At 58.5% G+C, this 2039-nt stretch carries 1 protein-coding gene; it reads right to left on the bottom strand.

Annotation, left to right across the window (positions count from 1 at the left end; genetic code table 11):
• Positions 1-227 precede the first annotated feature (227 nt).
• Positions 228-1820, bottom strand: a complete 1593-nt coding sequence (locus ACEWL3_RS20565) for a GMC family oxidoreductase (RefSeq protein WP_386185428.1) — start codon at positions 1818-1820, stop codon at positions 228-230.
• Positions 1821-2039 lie beyond the last annotated feature (219 nt).

Below are 2039 nucleotides of genomic sequence, written 5' to 3'. Positions count from 1 at the left end.
CAGAGGTGGAACACCTACTGCGAAGAGAACACTGGAACCGGCAGGAACAAAAAATGCTCAAATCATCTTGCGGAATTAGAGAACACAATCGGCTCAAAGCGGTCATCTGACAGTTTCGGTTCGGCGTTTGGGACAACTGAAGGTCGTAGATGAACACTTCGCGGGACGAAGCCGAAGTTCAGTCTGCGCTGTCCAATGTCTACAGCGAAGCCAAGGTCGAATTGCGGCTACGAGTGCCGAGCGCGGATGAGGTCCGATCCCTTCTCAGCGACCATAATGGTGGGCGCGTTCGTGTTGCCGCTTACCATGGTGGGCATGACCGAAGCATCGCAGACCGAAAGACCCGTAAGCCCGTGGAGCGCAAGGTCGGGGCCGACGACGGCACCTTCACCGGGCCCCATGCGGCATGTGCCTGTGGGGTGCCAGATCGTGCTGGCCGTCTCTCGGATTAAGTGTTCGATCTCGGCATCGGTGGCATCGGACTGAGTTGCAGGGCCTTCACAGATTACATCGAATGCTGAGGCGTTCAGAATCTCCGCGTTGCGGCGACAGTGCGCAATCATGAGGCGCAGGTCTTGTGGGTCCGAAAGGTAGTTCGGGTCGATCCGCGGCGGGTCGAGTGGATTGTCGGAAGCAAGCGTCACCGAACCGCGACTATGGGGGCGGCAAACATAGCCTCCAAGCTTCACGGAGCCGAGATCAGTCCGTCCGGCGGTGCGGTAGAACTCAGCGAGGCTTGGTGTGAAGATCGACTGGAACTGGGGAAAGTCTGCTCCGGGGTCTACCGAGTGGAAGGCGACAGAGTCCAAATGCATAGTGGCGAGTGGACCGCCGCCGGTCTCATGGAACTCCGTGATGGCCGCGTCGAATGTCTCGGTCACACTGCCATAGATTGCCGTGGGGTCCTTTAGACGGCGAGACGTGCCGTCCTGAGAGTAGTGGTCCTCGAGGTGCTGTCCGACATGCGGATTGTCTAGGACGACGTCGATCCCGTTGGCTTGGAGATGATCCGCGGGGCCAATACCTGAGAGCATCAAGAGGTGCGGCGAGCCTATCGATCCAGCGCAGAGCACGATCTCAGCTTCAGCGGTCAATCGGCGAGGTGTGCGACCCTTTTCCAGCAGTTCGACGGCAACGGCGCAGCCTTTTTCGACAACAATGCGGGTCACGAGGGCCTCAGAGATAACTGTCAAGTTAGGACGGTTGCGCACAGGATCGAGGTAGCCGGTAGCGGTGTCGCAGCGGACGCCGTTCCGGGTGGTCGCCTGCAGGTAGCCGCAGCCGTGCTGCGTGGCACCGTTGATGTCGGAAATGAAAGGGATACCGCATTGCGCTGCGGCCTCGAAGAACACCTCGCAAACGGGATGGGCGTGTTTGTGTCGTTCAACCGAGAGCGGGCCGTTTGTGCCGTGGTAGGCGTCTTCGAACTCGGCGTTCGCTTCGGCGCGAATGAAATAGGGCACGACGTCATCGTAGCTCCAGCTCAAGTTACCCAATTGCGCCCAGCCGTTGTAGTCGCCTGCATTGCCGCGGACGTAGACCATGTAGTTGAGCATACTTGTGCCGCCAAGAACGCGCCCTCGGGGATAGGAGATCACACGGTCGTAGAGGTGCTTCTGGGGCACAGTGCGGAAGCCCCAGTCGGATTTGGTGTTCTGCTGGCGCATGGCCGCGCCCGGAATGCGGGAGAGGACGGGATCAGGCGGGCCTCCGGCCTCAATTAGGGCAACGCGAGCATCGCCGTTTTCGCTAAGCCGCCTCGCCAAAACACATCCAGCAGAACCAGCGCCAATGACAATGAAATCGAAATTATCTATCATAAAAGTGTCTGCCTCCGTTCAGATCCCCCGAAATACGGGAGAGCCAACTCTAGACCCAAGTGTGAGACCAATGAGGCATGCAGCCCCCAACCACCATGCCCAGCTTAAGAACAGGAATGGCGACGTCCGCTTTGATAACCTTAGCAGACCTTCATGCGAATCGCAGCATCAAGCAATTTGGGCTTATTTTGTTGAAGAAGTCGCCGTGATTTGGGGGGG

This window comes from Sulfitobacter sediminivivens (assembly GCF_042611115.2).
GTDB lineage: Bacteria > Pseudomonadota > Alphaproteobacteria > Rhodobacterales > Rhodobacteraceae > Sulfitobacter > Sulfitobacter sediminivivens.
The sequence above is the reverse complement of the archived record's forward strand: the minus strand, read 5'-3'. Positions and strand labels throughout refer to the sequence as shown.

What these genes read in the sequence shown, in the direction of transcription:
- ACEWL3_RS20565 (WP_386185428.1), bottom strand. Translation starts at nt 1,820, where the DNA reads ATGATAGATAATTTCGATTTCATTGTCATTGGCGCTGGTTCTGCTGGA.